This window comes from Saccharothrix stipae (genome assembly GCF_054781895.1).
This window is the reverse complement of sequence record NZ_BAAGTN010000003.1, coordinates 128,204-145,913: the sequence shown is the minus strand read 5'-3', so window position 1 is coordinate 145,913 and position 17,710 is coordinate 128,204. Positions and strand designations below refer to the sequence as shown.

Sequence of the window (17,710 nt, the reverse complement as noted above, 5' to 3'; positions counted from 1 at the left end):
CCCGACGCGCTCGGGCCCCACGATCGTGTGGCACCTCCGTGCCGAAAGGGGCTTCGAAGTGCGAAAACTCTTATCCGCGTCCTTGGCCTTGACCACCGCTGCCCTCACCGCGGCGGGCGTGCTGCTCCCGGTCGTGCCCGCCGCCGCGGCCGCCGACGCACCACCCGCCGCCACGCTCGCGGAGGCCGCGCAACGCACCGGCCGGTACTTCGGGGCGGGCGTCACGGCCTACAAGCTGTCCGACCCGACCTACACCGGCATCCTCGACCGCGAGTTCGGCGTGATCACGCCGGAGAACGAGATGAAGCTCGACGCGACCGAGCCGAGCCAGGGCAAGTTCACCTTCACCGCGGCCGACCGGATCGTGAACCACGCGGCGCAGCAGGGCAAGAGGGTGCGCGGGCACACCCTGCTCTGGCACGCCGGGCAGCCCGGCTGGCTCACGAACCTGTCGGGCGCGGCGCTGCGGCAGGCGATGCTCAACCACGTCACGCAGGTGATGGCCTACTACCGCGGCCGCATCCTCGCCTGGGACGTGGTCAACGAGGCGTTCTCCGACAGCCCGACCGGCACGCGGCGCGACTCCAACTTCCAGCGCACCGGCGACGACTGGATCGAGGCGGCGTTCCACGCGGCCCGGGCGGCCGACCCCGGCGCGAAGCTCTGCTACAACGACTACAACATCGAGAACTGGTCGCACGCCAAGACCCAGGCCGTGTACCGGATGGTGCGCGACTTCCGGTCCCGCGGCGTGCCCATCGACTGCGTCGGCCTCCAGTCGCACTTCAGCGCCAACCACCCGGTGCCGGCCGACTTCGTCACCACCCTGCGCAACTTCGCCGACCTCGGCGTGGACGTGCAGCTGACCGAGTTGGACGTCGAGGGGTCCGGCACGGCCCAGGCCGAGAGCTACCGGCGCGTCGTGCGGGCCTGCCTGGCGGTCGACCGCTGCACCGGCATCACGGTGTGGGGCATCCGCGACAGCGACTCCTGGCGGGCCTCCGCCACCCCCCTGCTGTTCACCTCCGCCGGCGCCAAGAAGCCCGCGTACACGGCCGTCCTCGACACCTTGAACAGCGCCCGGTGCGGCGCGGCGCGCTGAACCCGCCGCGTCCTGCGGCGAGGACAGCAGCATGGAAGTTGTCGGAACGGCGCGCCGCCCAGGACATTGAGTCGACCGAACTCCACACCCGACCGAAGCGAGGTGGACGCCCGTGGTCCATGCCCGGCCCGACATCGGGACCGATCGCACCACAGGATCAGGACGACTGATCTTCGGCAGCGTGATCGCCGGAGTACTGCTGTCCGTGCTGTGGTCCTACGAGTTCGTCGATCACGTGATCGGCGCGAACGTCGCCAACGCGCTGCTCGGCGAGGAAGCCGCTACCGCTTCGATCGCCGGCACCGCCGCCGGTCTGGCGTTCGCCTTCGTCTCCGGGCTCGCGGGCACGTTCACCGCGTGCAACATCGCGATGGCCGCCTCGATCGGCCCGATGAGCGAAGCCGGCGGGACCGCGCAGGGCACCATGAGATCCCTGTTGCGCCCCCTCGGCTACTTCACGGCGGGCATGGTGGGCGTCTCGGCGGTCTACGGCGCGATCGGCGTGCTGATCGGTCCGAGCCTGCCGCAGTTGTCCAGCGCGATGGTCGGCACCATGCCGGTGCGCCTGGTGCAGTCGGCCATCGTGTTCGGCATCGTCGGCCTGGCCATGGCCTACCTCGGCTTGGCCGCCCTCGGTGTCGTGCCCGACGTCTTCCGCGGCCGGCCGGTGGCCCGCGTGGTCGTGCTCGGCGCGCTGGTCGGTGCGTTCCTGATCGGTCGGCCCTACCCGATGTTCATCAAGTTGTTCCGCTCCGCGGTGGAGTCCGGGAACCCGCTCTTCGGCGCGGGCACCTTCGTGCTCCAGTCCATCGGCAACGTCCTGCTCGTCGTGATCGTGTTCGCGGCGCTGGCCCTGGGCACCAAGGGCCGGTTCCTGCGGTGGTTCAGCAGCCACTCGCGCCGCTCGACCCTGGTCAGCGCCTCGCTGCTGATCGCGCTCGGTGTCTTCCTGCTCGTGTACTGGGACGTGCGCGTCCCGTCGATCTTCGGGTTCGGCTGGTTCCCGACCATGCCCTACAACTGACAAGGAGCTGAACGTGACCGCGACACTCGCTGCCTCGACGTCGACGAGGTCGGATTCGCCCATCCGGAACGGGGCGATGGCCGGCCTCGCCGGCGGCCTCGTGTTCGGGCTGCTGATGGCCGGGGTCGACATGCTGCCCATGGTCGGCATGCTGATCGGCGTGGACAACGCCCTCGTCGGCTTCATCGTCCACATGATCATCTCGGCCATCGGGGGCGCCCTGTTCGGCTTCCTGACCCGCAACCTCGGCATGGTGCCGCCCGTCTACGCCGCGAGCATGGTCTACGGCGCGGTCCTGTGGGTGCTCGGCGCGCTGATCATCATGCCGCTGTGGTTGAGCGTGACCGCCGACCCGATGATGAGCGACATGGTGTTCGTGGTCGGCGGCCCCCAGTGGGTCAGCCTGTTCGGCCACGTCGTCGCCTACGGCATCACCACCGGCGCCGTGCTGCTCGCGCTGCGCGGCCACGCCAAGTAACGCCACCGCACCGGTCCCGCCGCGCCCCTCGCGGCGGGACCGCGCACCGCACTGCGGATTCACGCAGTCCGGGCCGTCACCGGCCACCCCCCGAGTGGCCGGTGACGGTTAGCGTGACCGGCATGGCGCACATCGATCTCGGCTTGGACGAGACCATCCACCCCGGCATCACCGGCCCGATGCGGTACCGGCCGGAGACGGCCAAGCCGCTCAACGAACTGGCCGAAGTCCTCCTCCGCGCACCGCACTCCATGCCGCCCGGCGAACGCGAGCTCATCGCGTCCTACGTGTCCGCTCTCAACGAGTGCACGTTCTGCCACAACTCCCACTCGGCGTTCGCCGCCGCCCAGCTGGACGAGGGCATGACCCTGGTGCAGCAGGTGAAGGCGGACCTCGACACCGCACCGGTGTCGGAGAAGCTGCGCGCGCTGCTGCGGATCGCCGCCGCCGTGCAGGACTCCGGCCGCAAGGTCACCACCGAACTGGTGGACCGGGCGCGGGCCGAGGGCGCCACCGACGTCGAGATCCACGACACCGTGCTGATCGCGGCGGCGTTCTGCATGTACAACCGGTACGTCGACGGCCTCGGCACGTTCGCGCCGACGGACCCGGCGGCGTACGACGAGTCCGCCAAGCGCATCGTCGAGCAGGGCTACCTGAGCTCGGTCTGAGCCTCGGCCGCCTCCACCCGCTGGTCGGCCGACCGCTCCTCTGCCGACCGCTCCTCTGCCAACCGTGCCCGGGCCGACCGGCGGCGGCGCACCAGCGGGTAGGACAGCAGCACCAGCGCCACGAACGGCACACCGACCTGCCACGCCGGCCCGAACGCCTCGGTGAACGCCGTCGCCACCAACACCAGCACGACGTACAGCAGGCTCAGCACGGCGGTCACCGCCCCACCTCGCAGCCGGACCGGCGACGGCGGCAGGTGCCGGCGGGCCCGCCGGAACGCCAGGTGGCTGATGAAGATCAGCAGCCAGGCCGTCATGCCGCTGAACAACGCGATGCCCAGCAGCACCGGGAACGCCGCGTCCGGTGAGACGGCGGCGGCCACCGCCGCCGCGGCCAGGCCCGCGGTCGACGCGAGCACCGCGTTCACCGGGCTGCCGTGCCGGGTCACGGCAGCCAGCGCGGGCGGGGCGTAGCGGTCCAGGGCCAGTGAGTGCATCGTGCGGGACGCCAGGTACAGCGTGGTGTTCGCGGCGGACAGCGCGGCGGTGAGGATGACGAGGTTCATCACGCCCGCGGCCGCCGGGATGCCGATCGAGGTGAACAGCGTCACGAACGGGCTCTCCGCCACGCCGTCGACCGCGGCGGCCTGCGTCCACGGCACGATCGCCACGATGATCGCGGTGGCCGGCACGTAGAACAGGGTCAGGCGCACCACCACCCGCCGGGCCGCGCGCGGGATGTCCCGGGCCGGGCTGCGCGACTCGGCGGCGGTCATCGCCACCGACTCCACGCCGCCGTAGCTGAAGGTCGCCACGGTGATCGCCAGGAGCACGCCGACCAGGCCGTGGGGCGCGAACCCGCCGTGGGCGGTCCACGCCGACAGCCCCGCCGCGTCCTGCCCCGGCGGCCCGAGCACGATGTAGAACGCGCCGAGCACCAGGAACACGACCAGCGCGGTCACCTTGATCATCGCGAACCAGTACTCGACCTCGCCGAACAGCCGCACGGCCGCGAAGTTGACCGCCAGGATTGCCACCGAGAACACGCACACCGCCGCCCACAGCGGCACCTGCGGCCACCAGTACCGCACGTAGAGGCCGGCCGCGACCACCTCGCCGCCGACGGTGATCACCTGGGTCGCCCAGTAGCACCAGCGCTGGACGTACCCGGCCAACGGCCCGGCGTACCGCGCCGCGACCGCGCCGAAACCACCCGCCTCCGGGTGCACGACGACCATCTCGGCCACCGCGTAGGCCACCGCCACCGCCGCCAGCGCCCCGACCAGGTAGGCCACCACCACGGCCGGCCCGGCCATGGAGATCGCGAGGCTGGAGCCGAGGAACAGCCCGGTGCCGATCGTGCCGCCGAGCGAGATCATGCCGATCTGACGGCTGGTCAACTGCCGGCGCAGCCCACCGTTCGCGTCCTCCGCCAAGGCGTCCTCCGAGGTCGATCCGTGCGCGGGCAGCGCGACAGTGCCAGGCACGCCCGGATCGCGCCATCACCTCGGACGCCGCCGCTACGGCCGGCCGAAGTGCCCGGTCCTCAGTGGACGCCGTCCAGCCGCTCGTACCGGAACGGGGCCAGGGCGTCGCTCCGGTCCTCCCCCAGCGCCTCCGCCGCCACGAGGTCGCCCGCGTGCAGGCTCAACGTCGCGCCGCTGTGCGAGACGGCGAAGTGGAAGTTCGGCAGGTCCACCACCCGCCCCAGCACCGGCAGCCCGTCGCCGGGGATGGGCCGTTCACCGACCCGGACGCTCGCCGCGGTCGCGGCGCGGATGCCCGGGTAGAGCGCACGGCTCGCCGCGACCACCTCGTCCACCGCCGACGGGTCCACGCCGATGTCACCGGTGTCGGACACGGTGGCCGCGTGGTCGATCTCCGGCGTGTGCAGCAACAGCCGTCCCGCGCCGTCCGGGCGCAGGTGGACGTGCGGGGCGTGGACGACCCGGGACACCGCCACCGCGACCGGCGAGGTGCGGACGAGCACGCCCCGGGTGTTGCGCATCGGCAGCGCGAGGCCCGCCAGCCCGGCGACCCGCGCCGCCTGCGGCCCCGCGCAGTCGACCACCGCGTCCACGACGAGCCGCCTGCCCGAGGCGAGCCGGACCGCGCGCACGGCACCGGCGGTCACCTCCAGGGCGGTCACCGCGTCGTCGCCGACCACCTCCGCGCCACCGGCGACCGCCGTCACCAGCAGGTGGCCGATCAGCCGGATCGGCTCCACCCAGCCCTCGCGGGGGAAGTAGGCGATCCCCTCGTCGGGCAGGACCGCGGGGTCCAGGTCGGGTTCGAGGGCCAACGCCTCCGCCCGGCTGAGCCACCGCGCCTCGTACCCGTAGTCGAGCACGCCCGCGACCTTCGCGCGCAGCTCGTCGCCCTCGGCGTCGGTACCGGCCCACTCCAGGTTGCCGGTCTCGTGGTACCAGTCGCCGTGCGGCACGTCGGCCGCCAGTCGCCGGTGTGCTTGCATGCCCTGGACGCTCAGGTCGTGGTAGGACCGCGGTTGCTTGCCGCACGAGTTGGTCCACGAGAACGTCGCACCGGACGTGCCGCCGCCGGGTGCGCCGGCGTCCACCACGGTCACCCGTGCGCCGCGGCGGGTCAGCGAGGCGGCCACCGCCGCGCCGTAGACGCCCGCGCCGATGACGACGACGTGCGCCACCATGCCGATCCGCCTCCGATCAGGGGAACCCGTTCCCGTTGCGGCACGTCGAATCCTTTGCCCGCGAAGATATGCGAAGAAGGCCGGATCGCCCACGTGTTCTCGCAGCCAATCGAATCCCGTCACGTCGCCGTGGCGTGAACCGGATCGCGCCGAACGCCCTGACAGCAGGGGAAACCGCAATTCTGCGGCAATGCCGGATCCGCGGCGCTGCTGCACTGATCGAGTGAACGTCGTCCTTTCCGGCGACCATCCCGTTTCCAACCGGCTCTCATGGAGTCCGACCGCCTCGGCCACCGAAACTGCTCGTGCGACTCGGCTCGACTTCGATGGGATGGCGATGGTGGAACTGGTGACGCGCCCGCAGGGGGTGTGGTGAGCGACTCGACCAGGTCCGGGCTCGATGACGCCTCGACCCCACAGCTTTACCGGCGCAACGCGTTCCGGATCACCGGGCTGCCGACCGACGCGGACCGGCCGGCGGTGCGGCGGCGCAGGCACAAGGTGAACACCGCGCTGGAGGTGGGCGCGGACGTCGACCTGGGGCACGACCTCCCGGTCGACCCGTCGGACGTGGCCCGGGCGTTCGACCTGATCCTCGGCGACCCGCGGCGGCGCCTGGTGGACGAGCTGTTCTGGCTGTGGGACACCCCGACCGCGACCTGCGGGTGCGCCGAGTCGGTGCACCGCGACCACGACGCCGCCGTGCGGGCGCACAGCCGGGCGCTCGACTACGAGGCCCGCGACCAGGAGCTGACCGACGCGGAGCTCGACGAGCTCGACGAGCTGTGGACGCAGGCCGGGCAGCTGTGGGGCCGCTCCCTGCGCCGGGCCGCGTTCTGGGACCACGTCCGGCACCGCGTCGCCGTGCTGGACGACCGGCAGCTGGACGAGTCCGTGGTCGACCTGCTCCGCGACGAGGTGCCGGTGGCGCTGGTCAAGCCGTTGGTCCAGCTGGCCACGGCGTCCGCGTCCGATCCGGGTTGGCTGGCCGACCGGGCCCGCGACTGGCCCGCGCCGGCCGGCACGGTCAACGACCTGCTGGAGCAGGCCGCCGAACCCGCCTACGAGGAGGTCCGCGCCGGTCTCAAGAAGGCCGCGGACAAGCTGGCGAACGGCTACCCTGTGGACGCCGCGACGATCGTGTACGACGACGTGCTCGACGTGCTGGACCGGTTGGACGACCTGGTGCCGCCCGACTTTCACCGGCGCACCGCCAGTATCCGCGACGACACCGCCGTGGCCCTCAACAACTGCGCGACCAAGCTGGTCGACAACGAGGGGTCGCAGGCCGAGGAGGAGGCCCTCCGGTGGCTGCGGTCCGCCGCGGAACTGGCGAGCGACCCGCACACGGTCTCGTTGATCGAGCGCAACCAGGCCGCGATCGCCGAGCTGGCCGCCGCCATGGCGACGATCCGCCGGCAGGTCCAGGAGCTCGTCGCCCTGGGCCGCCGGGACGTGGCCCGGAGGATGCTGCGGTCGATGCGTGCGCGGGCCGCCGGCATGGCGGGCGCCGAGGAGATCGACCAGATGCTCCGCGACCTCGGCGTGCACGTGCCCGCGCCGAGGCAGCCGCAGCCGCAGTACGGGACCGCGCCGACGTACCGCTACGGCTGGGAGGACGTGAAACGGCTCTTCGTCGGCTTGTGGCGGGTGGTCGCGTTGCTGCTGCTGACGGTGCTCGTGCTGGCCGGTGTCCGCTGGGTCTTCGCCGACGACGAGGAACCCGACCCCGGCCTGGTCCGGACCTTCTCCGACACCGCCTCGGCGAACGCACCGGTGGGCACGTGCATCACCACCGCGGACGGCTGGCGGGCCGACAAGCACCGGGTGCCGTCCGTGCCCTGCGACCACGAGCACTGGGGTGAGCTCCTGGCCTTCGTCCCGGTCGGCGGGAACCCGTCGCCGCACCCCGGTGACGAGGTGGTCGCGCAGCACGCCCGCTACGAGTGCGCGTGGCGGCAGGCCCGGCAGAACCTGCCCTTCGACACCTACACCACGACCTCCGCCTACCGCGGCAAGGACTCCTGGAACGACGGCGGGAAGAACGTCGAGAACTACGCCACGTGCGTGGTGCACCGGATCGACGACAAGCCGTTGCCCCCGCACAACCTGGTCGACGCCGACCGCAAGGTGCCCGACGACCTCACCCTCGTCCGGGACATGTACGGCCTGGACATCGCGTCGAACCCGCCGGCGGGGGCTTGCATCGCGACCCAGAAGAGCCTGGACGACGACCCGCACCAGGTCGCGTTCGCCCAGTGCGACCGGCCGCACTGGGGCGAGGTCCTCGGCTACCCGGTGCTCTACCAACCCGACGTCGGGTGGCCGGGCGACGGCGCGGTCTTCGCGGCGGCCGACGCGGCCTGCAAGCAGCTGGCCGTCGACCGGGGGCTGGACGCCGCGTACCACTACCACACCACGTGGCCGGGTGGGAGCTGGTGGACCGACACGCCGGACAAGCCGAAGTACGCGGCGTGCGCCGCGAGCAGGGCCGACGGCAACCCGTTGCAAGGGAGCCTGCGATGAGGTTCCCATCCGGTTTCCAACCCGTTGCCATGGTCCGGCCGCGCACGAGCCGGGCACAGTCGGGTCGAGGAGAGGAGTCGTGATGGTTCGGGCGATGACACTGCGGATCAGCTCGCCGGACGGCGAGCGCAGCGGTGTCGAACTCGACGGCGGTCCGGTCACCATCGGGCGCGCCGCGCCCGACCACGCCCCGGACGTGGCCCTCGGGCCCGACCCGCAGCGGTGGGTCGGTCGGCTGCACTGCACGCTGGACTTCGCCGACGGCATGTGGTCGGTGACCGACAACGCCAGCGTCAACGGCACCCTGCTGCGGCACGGCGAGGTCACCGAACGCCTCCAGGGGCGCAAGCGGATCCAGCACGGCGACACCCTGCTGATCCTGGGCGACATGGCCGGGGACGGCAGCCCGCTCTACTGGGAGCTGACCTTCCTCGACCCGCACACCACGCGCCCGGCGCCGTTCGGGTCCGCCGCGGACGTCCGCCACACCGGGCCCGCCCTGCGCTACGACTGGGTCGCCGCACGGGCGTACCGGCGGGAGAACGGCGTCGAGACCCCGATCAGCGGCCTGCGCCCGCAGGGGCACCAGCTGCTGCGCTACATGGCCGGGCGCAGCACCGACGGCGCGGCCGTGGCGTGCGAGCACGCCGAGCTGATCACCGCGCTGTGGGGCTCGCGCGAGGAGTGGGCGCCGCACCGCTCGTACAACCGGATGGACATCGCCGGTGTCGTGCGCGCCGTGCGCCGCTGCATCGAGGTCGACCCGTCCAACCCGCGCATCCTGGAGACCATCACCGGCATCGGGTACCGGCTCAACGTCGACGCCGGGGACTCGTCGTGATCACGTGCGCCGCGCGGACGCGGACCGGCCGGATGCACGACGAGAACCAGGACCGCCTGGTCGCGCACCCGGAGCGCGGCACGTTCATGGTGGTCGACGGCATGGGCGGGTTGGCGGACGCGGCGGCCACGGCCCAGGTGGTGGTGGACCTCTTCCCGCGCGAGGCCCGCGAGCGGGTCACCGCGTTGCGCGGCCCGGACGTCGTGCGCGACGTGACCGAGGCGTTGGCCGAGCTGAACGAGCGCGTGCGCGACACCGCCCGGACCGGGCCCGGCACGACCGGGGCCGCGATCGCGCTGCTGCTGGTGCGCGACGGTCTCGCGCTGGTCGTGCACCTGGGCGACAGCCGCGTCTACCTGGCCAGGGCCGGCCGGGTCCGGCGGCTCACCGAGGACCACTCCTGCAACGGTCAGCTGACCCGGTTCGTCGGCATGCCCGGCGCGGTCGTCCCCGGTGTCTCGGTGCACGAGCTCGCCGCCGGCGACCGGATCCTGCTGTGCACGGACGGTCTCACCAACAGCGTCGACGACCACGCGCTCGGTGCGGTGCTCACGTCCGCCGTCGGCCTGGACGCCGCCTGTGCGCGACTGGTCGACACCGCGACCGGCTCGGGCGCGGTGGACGACATCTCGGTGATCGCGGTCGAGTTCGGTGCGAGGGGGTCGGCATGACGCTGCTCAACGCCGGTGACCGGGTCAGCGACACGCTGGTCATCGACCGCCTGCTCGGCGAGGGCGCGTTCGCCGAGGTGCACCGGGTGCGGCACGAGTACCTCGGCTGGCAGGCGATGAAGCTGTTCAAGAAGGTCGCGTCCAAGGCCGAGACCCGCGCCATGCTCGGCGAGGCCAGGCTCCTGTCGACCCTGGGCCACCCCAACATCATCCGGTTCTTCGAGGCGAGCACCGTGCAGACGCCCGAAGGGCTGCGCGGGTTCTTCACCATGGAGTACGTGCCCGGCGGCAACCTCGAACGGCTCGCCGCCGCGCACCGGCCCGCCGTGCCGACGGACCTGGTGTCGGAGGTGATGGCCCAGATCGCCGCGGGCCTGGCCGTCGCGCACGACCAGGACCCGCCGATCGTGCACCGCGACCTGACCCTGGCCAACATCCTGGTCGGCTACGACGGCGCGGGCATGCGGGTGCGGGTCAGCGACTTCGGCCTGGCCAAGCGCGCGGACCCGTTCACGCACCTGGCCAGCGCGCAGGGCACGTACGCGTTCATGGCGCCGGAGGTGCTGCGCAACAAGGGCTACTCGTGCGCGAGCGACGTGTGGTCGGTCGGCACGATCGCGTACCTGCTGCTCACCAACCACGTCCCGTTCGACGACGGCCAGCCGTTCGCCTCCTACTCGTTGGCCCGGTTCACCAAGCCGCTGCTGCCGCCGTCCAGCTACAACGACACGGTCGACCGCGAGCTGGACCGGATCGTGATGGCCACGCTGGAGGTCGACCCGGCGAACCGCCCGGCCACCGCGCTGGTCCTGGGCGAGGCGTTGCGGGAACGCCGCCGCAGGCTGGACCGCCGGCCAGCCGAGCCGGTCCGGCACGACACCGCGCCCGCCCGGCCGGCGACCGGGCGCGCGCGACGGCTGGCCGACGAAGCGCTCGCGCTGGCCCGCGTCCCCGGCGAGCTGGACCGCGCCGCGGACCTGCTGGAGGAAGCGGTCACCCTCTCGTCCCACATCCGTGAACTGCACCTGCACAGGCTCATCCTGTGGCGCCGAGGAGTGATGATGTGAGCCGATTAGCGAAGCTGCGCACGGAGTTGCGCGCGGAGTTGCGGCAGCGCCGCCACCACCGGGCGTTCCGCATCCCGCCACCGGTCGCCGACGAGGGGCTGCGCGACCGGGTGGCACGGCTGATCGCCGAGGTCCGCGAGCCCGTCGAGGACGCCCGCCCCCGGCAGTTGGACGACAAGCTGCTCGCCGACGCCGCCACCTACCTGTGGCGCGCGCAGCGCAGGCTGGCCCGCGCCGACGAGCCGTCCACCGCGCGGGACCGCCAGGCCGCCCGCCTGCTGACCACGTGCCGCGACGCGTTGACCGAGGCCGGGGTGCTCATCCAGGACCACGACGGCGACGCCTTCCACTCCGGCCGCTCGATCGAGGTGCTGGTCTTCGAGACCGACCCGGCACGGCCCGCGGAGGTGGTCGTGGAGACCGTCCGGCCCACGGTCTACCTGCACGACCGGCGCATCCAGATGGGTCAGGTGATCGTCGCGGGACCGCCGTCCGACGACCCGACCCCGTCCATCCAGCCGAGGGACCAGGTGAACAACGACCATGCGTGACAACGACAGCGACACCATCGACTACGGCATCGACCTCGGCACGACCAACAGCGCCATCTCGGTGGTCGAGGGCGACGACATCGTGACGATCAAGAACAACGACGGGTGGGACACCACGCCGTCGGCGGTCTGGCTGCCCAAGCCGGACGTCGTGCACGTGGGGCGTCGGGCGCGTGAGCGGGTCGAGATCGACCCGGAGAACACGGCCGCGGAGTTCAAGCTGGAGATGGGGTTGGCGTCGACCGAGGCCCGGCGCAGGTTCGTCAAGGCGGGTCGCGAGCTGACGCCGCCGCAGCTGTCCGCCGAGGTGCTCAAGTCGCTGCGCGAGGACGCCGCGCACCACCGGGGCACCGCGCCGGACTTCGCGGTGATCACCGTGCCCGCGGCGTTCACCCTGAACCAGAACAAGGCGACCACCGAGGCCGCCGAGCTCGCGGGGTTCGACCCGTCCTGCCCCCTGGTGCAGGAACCGACCGCGGCGGCGTTCGCCTACGGCTTCCGCGACGCCGCCGACCGCGGTTACTGGATGGTGTTCGACTTCGGCGGCGGCACGTTCGACGCGGCCGTGGTCAGCAAGCGCGACGGCGACCTGCGCGTGCTCAACCACGCCGGGGACTCCTACCTGGGCGGCAAGCTCATCGACTGGGCGCTGGTCGACCGGGTGCTGGCCCCGGCGGTGGCCCGCGACCTCGGCCTGCGCGAGTTCCGGCGGGACAACCCGAAGTGGCGGCGCCAGTTCGCGATCCTCAAGGCCAGGGCGGAGGAGGCGAAGATCTCGCTGTCCCGCCACGAGTCGACCGAACTGATCATCGACCTGCCCGACGGCGACGGCGGCACGGAGGGCTTCGAGTACGAGTTGCGCCGCGACGAGCTCGACTCGGTCGCCGAGCCGTTCTACGCCAGGGCGATCAACCTGTGCCGATCGGCGTTGCGGGAGGCCTCGCTCGACGTCGACGACATCGACCGGATGGTGCTCGTCGGCGGTGTCACCCTCGCGCCCGGGCTGCGGGAGCGGCTGGCCGACCCGGACGACGGCATCGGCATCCAGCTCGACACCAGCCTCGACCCGACCACGGTGGTCGCCCGCGGCGCGGCGCTGTTCGCCAGCACGATCCGCCGCCCGCGGACCACCACGATCGCGTCGGTCGCGCCGGGCGAGTTCGTGGTCGAACTGGCCTACGAGCCCAGCGTCACCACGACCACCCCCACCGTGGCCGGTCGGCTGAGGAGCTCGGCGACCGTGGACTGGACCGAGCACTCGGTGACGCTGAGCAACCCGGACGCGCACCCGCCGTTCCGGTCCGCCCAGATCAAGCTGAACGCCAACGGCGCCTTCACCACCGACGTGGACATCGACCCGCACAAGACCTCCCGGTTCACCGTGGAGCTGACCGACGGCACGGGCACCCGGCGCAGGCTGACCCCGGACACGTTGTCGATCACGCACCGGGACGTCGAGTTCGGCGGCGTGCGGCTGGCCCACTCGCTGGGCATCCAGCTCGCCGACCGGGCGTTCGCGCCGATGCTGCGCAAGGGCGCGACCCTGCCCACGCGGGTGCGCGAGGTGTTCCAGACGACCGCCGCGTTGCACCGCGGCGACTCCGAGGCGGTCGTGCGCATCCCGATCGTGCAGGGCGAGCGCAACCGCGCCGACCGCAACCGCGCGGTCGGGGTGCTGGAGATCCGGCCGCGCGACGTGCGGATCGACCTGCCCGCCGGCACCGACGTCGAGGTCACCTTCGACGTGGACGCCTCCAGCGTGGTGACCGTGGTGGCGGACGTGCCGCTGGTGCAGGCGCAGTTCGACGCGGAGATCAACCTCAGCGACCTGCGACCGGTGGCGCCGGAGGTGCTGCGGGAGCAGCTGGACGGGATGGAGAGCAGGCTCGACTCGTTGCGCGAGAAGGCGACGACCTCGTCGTCCGCGGAGGCCCAGCAGCAGCTGGACCGGCTGGACGACGAGAGCGCCGTCATGACCGCGCGCGACCAGGTCGACGCGGCCAAGGTGGACGCCGGTGCGGCGGCCGCGGCCGAGGAGCGCCTGCGCCACCTGCAAGCGGAGTTGGACGACGTCGAGGACGCGTTGGAGCTGCCCACGCTGAGCCACCAGTTGCAGGCCATGCTCGAAGAGGCGTCGGCGCTGGCCGACCAGAGCGGGACGCCCGCCGACCGCCAGGAGGTCGTGGAGCTGCGCCGCCGGGCGCGCGACGCGATCGACTCGCGCGACCTGGCCGCGGTCCGGGCGCAGATCGAACGGGTCGGCACGTTCCTGGTCGAGCTGGAACGGCGCGGTCCGGACTGGCCCGTGAAGCTGTTCTACGCCCTCCAGGACATGGTGCCGCCGTCCGGCCAGGCCACCGCGCTGGTGCGGGAGGGCAGCCGGGCGCTGGCCGCGCGCGACTCGCGGACGTTGGACGCGGTGAACCAGCGGCTGATCAGGCTGCTCCCGCAGGCCGAGCAGGACAAGGTCATCGGATTGAGGAAGGCATGACGGCATCGCTGCGCTCCGCGCTGAGCCACCACCTGACGCTCGACCGCGCCCACACCGCCGCCCACGCGGGCGACCTCGACCTGGCGGCACGCCTGCTGGACGAGCTGGACGCCGCCGGCGCGGCCACGCCCACCTCGCTGGACCTGCGCGCCCGCGTGCACGCCCAACGGGGCGAGCTGGCCGAGGCGGACCGGTGCTGGGCCAGGGTGCTGCTGCTGGTCCCGGACGACGAGGGCGCCACGGCGGGCCGCGACACCATCGCCCGCGTGCGCGCCGGTCACCGCGCCCGGCCGCTGGTCCACGCGGGTGCGGCGACGGCCGCCGTGGCGGTGGTGCTGGGTGTGGCCCTGGTCGGCGGCGCCGTCTGGGCCACTTCGGGCGACGGCCCCTCCGCGCCACCGGTCGCGGCCGCGCCCGCGCCGGCCGGCGATCAGGGGGCCGAGGTGCGCCGGCTGGAGCAGGAGCTGGCGGCCGCGACGGGCGCGCGGCAGCAGGCCGTCGACCAGCGGTCCCGCGACCTCGACGCCATCGCCGCCGCGTTCGCGATGCCGGGGGTGCTGGTGGAGCGCCGGACCGAGGACGTCCGGCTGGTGTTCGAGGAGGGGGTCTTCCGGTCGGACGCGGAGCTGGCGCCGGGGTCGTGGCCGTTGCTGGCGGAGGTGGGCCGCAGGCTCGCGGGCACCCGTGCGGCCACCACCGTGGTGGGGCACGTGGTCGCCGTCGCGGGCGGGCCCACCAGCGGTGGCTCCACCGTGGCGTGGTGGCGCGCCCAGGTCGCCGCAGAGGTGCTCGCCGAAGGCGGCGGTCTGCCGCTGACGGCGTTCACCCTGACGACCGCCGACCAGTCGGACGGCCCGTTCGCCGACGCGCCGCGCAACCGCACCGTCACGGTGGTCCTGCGTCCCACCGGCTGACCCGACCCACGACGTGGGTCGCCGGTCGGGTGCTCACGCGGACAGCGCGGCCGGGGCCGTGCGAGCGTTCCAAAGCGCCCACCCGAACGTGACCCCGGCAACCGCGAAGAGGGCGATGGGCGGTGCCGGCAGGAGCAACGACGACAGGCCGAGCACGACCAGCGACGCGGCCAGGCACAGGCCGCTGAGCGACCGCGACCGGGTGACCAGGTCGGGTGCGGACCGCGCCACGAGCAGGCACACCGCCCCGCCGAAGATCAGCGCCGCGGCCATGACCAGCGACATGCCCTGGTCGAGGTCGCGCAGGCTGCGCCGGACGCCCGCGATCTCGGTGTGGTACTCCCGCATGGCCGCGAGCGCACGGGCCGCCGCGGGTTCCTGCGGCCGCAGCGCGAGCGCCACCGAGATCGCCAGGTGGCCCACCCCGGTGACGACCCACGCCCACGCGCCGATCCGGAACGCCGTCAACGCTCGACGCGACATGGCTCCGACCGCCCTCCCAGTTGACCATACACACGCGCATGTTCAATCCATACACTTGTGTATGTCAATGCCGAGCGGCCTGTCGCACCACGGTCATCTGCTCGATGAGGTGCTTCAACGCCGCCCGCCCGCGCGGGCCGTCCGCCGCGACCTCGGGCACCACGCCGGCGGCCACCCGCCGCAGGTCCGCCCAACCGAGGTAGGCGGCGTAGGCGACGACCGCCTGCCGCCGCGCCACCGCCGGGGTGAGGCCCAGTTCGGCGTAGACCTCGGCGAGGTAGGCGATGCGCCGTTCGATCACCCGGGTCAGCACCGGGGCGATCGCGGGGTAGTCGGCGTGCGCGACGAGAGCCGGTTCCAGGCCGGCGACGACCTCCGTGCCGAGCGCCGCCCGGAACCCCTCGCCCAGCTTGTCCACCGGGTCGTCGATGGCGGTGAGCCGGGTGATGAGGTCGGCGGTGGCGCGTTGTTCCCAGAACTCCACCGCGGCCACGAGCAACGCCTCGCGATCCTTGAAGTGCCAGTAGAAGCTGCCACGGGTGATGTCGAGCTCACCGGCGAGCCCGTCCACGGACACGGCCGCCACGCCGCCGCGGGCCAGTGCCCGCAACGCCGCCATCGTCCAGTCCTCGCGGGTGACCCGTCCTCTCGTCATGGTCCGAACAGTAGTGTCCGGGCCACGTCCGACCGGCTCGCGCGGCGACCGCCCGACCGTCGAGCCGAACCGTCGAGCCGGCGCGGCCGGGTCGGCCCGGCCGGCTAGCATGCCCCGATGAGCGATTCCGGTTTCGCCTTGCGCCGGCGCGAAACGGCCTTGTCCGGCGGACCCGCCTCGCTCGTCGAGATCACCGCGCGCAGCGGCGCCACTCACCCGTTCGAGATGTTCCGCGAGCTGGTGGAGCTGTTCGTCGGCCGCGACGGCGCGGTGCTCCTGGCCGGCCGGGTCGACTGGCGCGAGCCACCCGGACGACCGGCCGACGCGGACGCGACGCGACTGCGGCAGCGGTGCCGGCCCGCGGACCTGGCCCACTCGCTCGGACCGCGGTTCGCCTGCGTCCGCCTGGACGACCTGGTCCGCGAGGGACACGAGGACTTCGTCACGGTGGACCAGCACGGCGCGGTCGTCCCCCGTGCCCAACGCCTCCTGCGATTACCTCAGCAGCGCCCGCTGCTCATCCGCTTCCCCGAGAACTCGCCAGTGCTCATCGGTTCGGCCGAGACCGTCGGCCGCCTGGCCGCCGCCGCGCCCGGCGAACCGCCGCCCGCGGTCCACCGGGCACCGGACACCCCCGTGGACCACGCCGCGTTCCACCACCTCTGGCACGGCCCGCCGGCGGCGGAGTACTTCAGCGTCGAAAGGCTGCTGGCCACGCCGGAGAAGTGGCCCGACCTCTTCCTGGCGTGCGGAATCGGAAAAACGCTCGGCTCATCGCACGCGAAAGCGATCCTGACCGGCGGCGCGACACCGGCGAACTTCGTCGGCACGATGTTGGACGACGCCACGCCGATCGACCACGAGAACAGGATCGTCCTGCTCACCGAACCGACGGACGCGCAATGCGCCGCCGACATCCGGCCGCTGCTGCCGACGATGGACCGCGCCCGGTGGCTCGCGTTCCGGGCGGGCTACCTGTGCCGCAGGCCCGCCGGCCAACGGGTGTTCGACCTGGTGGAACGCGGCGAAGCGACCGGCCGGGCGCGGGCGGCGGGCGACCGCGACCGGCCCCGCGCGACCGACCCGCCGGCCATCCGCGAGGACGAGCTGGCGCTGAACTTCGCCCGCGCACTGGCCCTGACCGGGCACGACGACGCAGCGGCCGCCCTGCACCGGCGGGTGGTGTCCGAGCGCACCGCGCGCCTGGGCGCGGACCACCCGGACACCCTGGACGCACTGGCCGCGCCGGTGGCCGGTGACGTCGCACACCGAACCGGCACCGCGCGCCGGAAACGCCGGTGGTGGCGCCCCGACCGGTGAAATCGCGGAAATCATGGAAATGTGATCGACAATCACGCTGCGCAAAACGTGGTCGTCCACGCACGTTCCGTGGAACGGATATCCTGTCCCCGATGCCCTGGACGCGAAATGTGAACGTGACCTCGGTTGCGCCGCGGTTGCGGTGGCCGGAGAACACCCGCACGATGGCGGTGACCGCCGCTCACGGCGACTCGTCGCCGATCGGGTGAAGACGTGGGAGTGAGCACAGTGCACCTGGCGCACGCGTC

General features: G+C 72.7%; 16 protein-coding genes. 12 read left to right on the top strand and 4 right to left on the bottom strand.

What is annotated here, in order from left to right; translation table 11 throughout:
- The first annotated feature begins 58 nt into the window (after positions 1 to 58).
- The 4 genes from ACYVLT_RS07465 to ACYVLT_RS07450 all read left to right on the top strand — a co-directional run bounded on the left by ACYVLT_RS07465 (position 59) and on the right by ACYVLT_RS07450 (position 3,275).
- A complete protein-coding gene (locus ACYVLT_RS07465) occupies positions 59 to 1,102 on the top strand; it encodes an endo-1,4-beta-xylanase (RefSeq protein ID WP_461119380.1) in 1,044 nt (347 codons plus the stop codon).
- 181 nt (positions 1,103 to 1,283) lie between these two features.
- A complete protein-coding gene (locus ACYVLT_RS07460; protein ID WP_461119379.1) occupies positions 1,284 to 2,126 on the top strand; it encodes a hypothetical protein in 843 nt (280 codons plus the stop codon).
- Between the two features lie 13 nt (positions 2,127 to 2,139).
- Entirely contained in the window at positions 2,140 to 2,604 is a 465-nt protein-coding gene (locus ACYVLT_RS07455; protein WP_461119378.1) for a hypothetical protein, read from the top strand.
- 122 nt (positions 2,605 to 2,726) lie between these two features.
- Positions 2,727 to 3,275 (top strand): carboxymuconolactone decarboxylase family protein, encoded by a 549-nt coding sequence (locus ACYVLT_RS07450; protein ID WP_461119377.1) that lies wholly within the window; start codon positions 2,727 to 2,729, stop codon positions 3,273 to 3,275.
- On the opposite strand, the gene ACYVLT_RS07445 is transcribed toward ACYVLT_RS07450, so the two are convergent.
- Complete coding sequence (locus ACYVLT_RS07445) at positions 3,257 to 4,762, bottom strand: amino acid permease (protein ID WP_461119376.1); 1,506 nt, start codon at positions 4,760 to 4,762, stop codon at positions 3,257 to 3,259. The genes ACYVLT_RS07450 and ACYVLT_RS07445 overlap by 19 nt on opposite strands.
- 59 nt (positions 4,763 to 4,821) lie before the next feature.
- Complete coding sequence (locus ACYVLT_RS07440) at positions 4,822 to 5,943, bottom strand: NAD(P)/FAD-dependent oxidoreductase (protein ID WP_461119375.1); 1,122 nt, start codon at positions 5,941 to 5,943, stop codon at positions 4,822 to 4,824.
- 372 nt (positions 5,944 to 6,315) lie between these two features.
- Here ACYVLT_RS07440 and ACYVLT_RS07435 point away from each other — a divergent pair, with 372 nt between their 5' ends.
- The 7 genes from ACYVLT_RS07435 (at position 6,316) to ACYVLT_RS07405 (ending at position 15,004) form a co-directional block, all read left to right on the top strand.
- Positions 6,316 to 8,469 carry a hypothetical protein gene (locus ACYVLT_RS07435; RefSeq protein WP_461119374.1) on the top strand — a complete coding sequence of 718 codons (2,154 nt, stop codon included), beginning with the start codon at positions 6,316 to 6,318 and terminating at the stop codon, positions 8,467 to 8,469.
- A gap of 94 nt (positions 8,470 to 8,563) precedes the next feature.
- Positions 8,564 to 9,310, top strand: a complete 747-nt coding sequence (locus tag ACYVLT_RS07430; protein ID WP_461119373.1) for an FHA domain-containing protein — start codon at positions 8,564 to 8,566, stop codon at positions 9,308 to 9,310.
- On the top strand, positions 9,307 to 9,981 hold the full coding sequence (locus ACYVLT_RS07425; RefSeq protein WP_461119372.1) for a PP2C family protein-serine/threonine phosphatase: 675 nt from the start codon (positions 9,307 to 9,309) through the stop codon (positions 9,979 to 9,981). Before ACYVLT_RS07430 ends, ACYVLT_RS07425 begins: the two co-directional genes overlap by 4 nt.
- A complete protein-coding gene (locus ACYVLT_RS07420; RefSeq protein WP_461119371.1) occupies positions 9,978 to 11,048 on the top strand; it encodes a serine/threonine-protein kinase in 1,071 nt (356 codons plus the stop codon). The genes ACYVLT_RS07425 and ACYVLT_RS07420 overlap by 4 nt, the downstream gene beginning before the upstream one ends.
- On the top strand, positions 11,045 to 11,599 hold the full coding sequence (locus ACYVLT_RS07415) for a hypothetical protein (protein WP_461119370.1): 555 nt from the start codon (positions 11,045 to 11,047) through the stop codon (positions 11,597 to 11,599). The genes ACYVLT_RS07420 and ACYVLT_RS07415 overlap by 4 nt, the downstream gene beginning before the upstream one ends.
- Positions 11,592 to 14,090 (top strand): Hsp70 family protein, encoded by a 2,499-nt coding sequence (locus ACYVLT_RS07410; RefSeq protein WP_461119369.1) that lies wholly within the window; start codon positions 11,592 to 11,594, stop codon positions 14,088 to 14,090. Before ACYVLT_RS07415 ends, ACYVLT_RS07410 begins: the two co-directional genes overlap by 8 nt.
- Positions 14,087 to 15,004 (top strand): tetratricopeptide repeat protein, encoded by a 918-nt coding sequence (locus tag ACYVLT_RS07405; RefSeq protein ID WP_461119368.1) that lies wholly within the window; start codon positions 14,087 to 14,089, stop codon positions 15,002 to 15,004. The genes ACYVLT_RS07410 and ACYVLT_RS07405 overlap by 4 nt, the downstream gene beginning before the upstream one ends.
- A gap of 33 nt (positions 15,005 to 15,037) precedes the next feature.
- Here ACYVLT_RS07405 and ACYVLT_RS07400 read toward each other — a convergent pair whose 3' ends face one another.
- Together ACYVLT_RS07400 and ACYVLT_RS07395 are read right to left on the bottom strand one after the other, a co-directional pair.
- Positions 15,038 to 15,487, bottom strand: coding sequence for an LIC_13387 family protein (locus ACYVLT_RS07400; protein ID WP_461119367.1), 450 nt, complete (start codon positions 15,485 to 15,487; stop codon positions 15,038 to 15,040).
- 64 nt (positions 15,488 to 15,551) lie between these two features.
- Positions 15,552 to 16,142 carry a TetR/AcrR family transcriptional regulator gene (locus ACYVLT_RS07395; RefSeq protein WP_461119366.1) on the bottom strand — a complete coding sequence of 197 codons (591 nt, stop codon included), beginning with the start codon at positions 16,140 to 16,142 and terminating at the stop codon, positions 15,552 to 15,554.
- A 117-nt stretch (positions 16,143 to 16,259) separates the two neighbouring features.
- Here ACYVLT_RS07395 and ACYVLT_RS07390 point away from each other — a divergent pair, with 117 nt between their 5' ends.
- Complete coding sequence (locus ACYVLT_RS07390; protein ID WP_461119365.1) at positions 16,260 to 17,462, top strand: hypothetical protein; 1,203 nt, start codon at positions 16,260 to 16,262, stop codon at positions 17,460 to 17,462.
- Positions 17,463 to 17,710: the final 248 nt, after the last annotated feature.

What these genes read in the sequence shown, in the direction of transcription:
- ACYVLT_RS07410 (WP_461119369.1), top strand. Translation starts at nt 11,592, where the DNA reads ATGCGTGACAACGACAGCGACACCATCGACTACGGCATCGACCTCGGC.
- ACYVLT_RS07395 (WP_461119366.1), bottom strand. Translation starts at nt 16,142, where the DNA reads ATGACGAGAGGACGGGTCACCCGCGAGGACTGGACGATGGCGGCGTTG.
- ACYVLT_RS07400 (WP_461119367.1), bottom strand. Translation starts at nt 15,487, where the DNA reads ATGTCGCGTCGAGCGTTGACGGCGTTCCGGATCGGCGCGTGGGCGTGG.
- ACYVLT_RS07420 (WP_461119371.1), top strand. Translation starts at nt 9,978, where the DNA reads ATGACGCTGCTCAACGCCGGTGACCGGGTCAGCGACACGCTGGTCATC.
- ACYVLT_RS07440 (WP_461119375.1), bottom strand. Translation starts at nt 5,943, where the DNA reads ATGGTGGCGCACGTCGTCGTCATCGGCGCGGGCGTCTACGGCGCGGCG.
- ACYVLT_RS07430 (WP_461119373.1), top strand. Translation starts at nt 8,564, where the DNA reads ATGACACTGCGGATCAGCTCGCCGGACGGCGAGCGCAGCGGTGTCGAA.
- ACYVLT_RS07450 (WP_461119377.1), top strand. Translation starts at nt 2,727, where the DNA reads ATGGCGCACATCGATCTCGGCTTGGACGAGACCATCCACCCCGGCATC.
- ACYVLT_RS07390 (WP_461119365.1), top strand. Translation starts at nt 16,260, where the DNA reads ATGAGCGATTCCGGTTTCGCCTTGCGCCGGCGCGAAACGGCCTTGTCC.
- ACYVLT_RS07405 (WP_461119368.1), top strand. Translation starts at nt 14,087, where the DNA reads ATGACGGCATCGCTGCGCTCCGCGCTGAGCCACCACCTGACGCTCGAC.